Annotated in this window: 1 protein-coding gene; it reads left to right on the top strand. The window is 64.8% G+C overall.

The window, feature by feature from the left end; genetic code table 11:
* Positions 1-1437 (top strand): IS110 family RNA-guided transposase (locus AC5Y42_RS23550; protein ID WP_499900974.1); only part of this gene is annotated, 1437 nt, incomplete at its 5' end.
* Positions 1438-1776 lie beyond the last annotated feature (339 nt).

Below are 1776 nucleotides of genomic sequence, written 5' to 3'. Positions count from 1 at the left end.
CGGCGTAGTAAGAGGGCTATGTCGATGAATGTTGTTGAAGAAGACGTCCTCCTGGTGTCGTTGACGGGTTCGACCCAATACACCGAGGAGGACGTCATGGTTCAGGGTAGTGGTTTGTCGCGTGGTGACAAGCGGCGCAATGCGAAGTTGGCTCGGCTGCGTGAGTTGGTACCGGCCAGGAACGCGATCTTTGCGATTGATCTGGCCGATCGTAAGCAGGTGGCGGTGCTGGCTGATCATGATTCGCGGGTACTGGTGCGGCAGCGGGTCATGGCCAAGGCTTGGCAGTTGGGCCCGTTGTTGGAGTGGGCCCGCCGGCAAGCCCACAAACACGGGTTCGCTGATGTGACCATCGCCTGTGAGCCGACCGGGCATCGGTGGCGGGTGCTTGATGAGCTTGCCACCGAGCGGGGGATGAGGCTGGTATGTGTGCAGCCACTGCTGGTGGGGCGCGCGCGGGAGTCCGAGGACTACACCCGGGACAAAACCGATGATAAAGACGCGGTGCTGATCGCGCGGCTGGTGGCCCAGCTGCATTGTTATGTTCCCGAGCGTCCCGATGCAACCTGGGCGGAGTTGCGCCAATTGGGCGCCTACCGCGATCAGCTGATCACCACAGCTACCGCGTGTCGACAACAACTGCGCGACTTGTTGGAATGCGCCTGGCCAGCGGTGCTGGAAGCGGCTGCCGAACCGTTCGACTCGATTAGCTGGTGTGGGGCATTGGCGGTGGTACTCGAGCGCGGTGATGGCCGCCCCGAACAAGCAGGCCGGGGCGGCTATCAGCGGTTTGAGGCCGCGGTGCGCCGCGAGCTGCCCCGCTGGGGCGCCAAACAGGGCCCCTGTCAACGCATCACCTACGCCATCTATGCGGTGCTTACCGATCCTGGCGGAGTCACCACACAACGGCTGGGGGCACTGCGGCGGGCCCGGTGGGTGCTAGCCGACTGGCATGCCACCAAAAGTCGCCTGGTCCAAGTGCAAGACCGCATGCTGGAGATCCTCGACGAACTGGGGCTGACCACACTGGCTGGCAGCATCCCCGGCGTTAGCGGCCTGGGGGTGGCGGCGATCTTGGCCGAAACCGGTGACCCCACTCGCTTCACCAGCGCGCGAGCACTGGTCAAACATGCTGGATTGTGCCCGCGGGAAGACACCAGCGGCACCATGATCGGACGCTCTCGGATCTACGGACGAGGCCGGCCCCGGCTAAGGCTGGCCGCCTGGCGCGCCGTATGGGGTGCACTGTCGCATAACCCAGTGATGGCCGCCCGCTACCAACACCTGACCACCCGAGAACACAACCGGCTGGCCTCCGGGCAAGCTAGAGCCGCGATCGCCGCCGCGCTGCTGCGTCAAATTCACGTCATCGTCTGTCAACGCATCCCCTGGGATGGAGCCATCGCCGGCGCCGCTGGCCTGCCCGCAGCCGCCTAACCCCCGCTTTCCCCAAGTCACCCCGAATCAGGTTGGGGCCAAGCTCCACCCGGCGTAGAGGACCACCTCGACCGACACCCTGAGCAGGCCCCGCCCCTTCCTCACCAAACTCGCTTGCACGCTGTCGGGGCTAACGACCCCGCTTGGTGAACTACGTAGAGACGAGGAATGGGCAGGGCCCCCAACCACTTTTGGAGCTCTATCCTCGGCCGGATTTCCATCCTTCTCGTCTGCTCCGCCCTCCTTGGGCCCAGCTTCGGCCCGCAGGCGCGGTCAAGCCGTCGTGTGCTTGACGGCGCCGAGGACCGGAGCAAACTTGGCCTACGGCGGAGAATCAAC

It is taken from the genome of Mycobacterium sp. NGS48 (assembly GCF_059812585.1).
The sequence above is the reverse complement of the archived record's forward strand: the minus strand, read 5'-3'. Positions and strand labels throughout refer to the sequence as shown.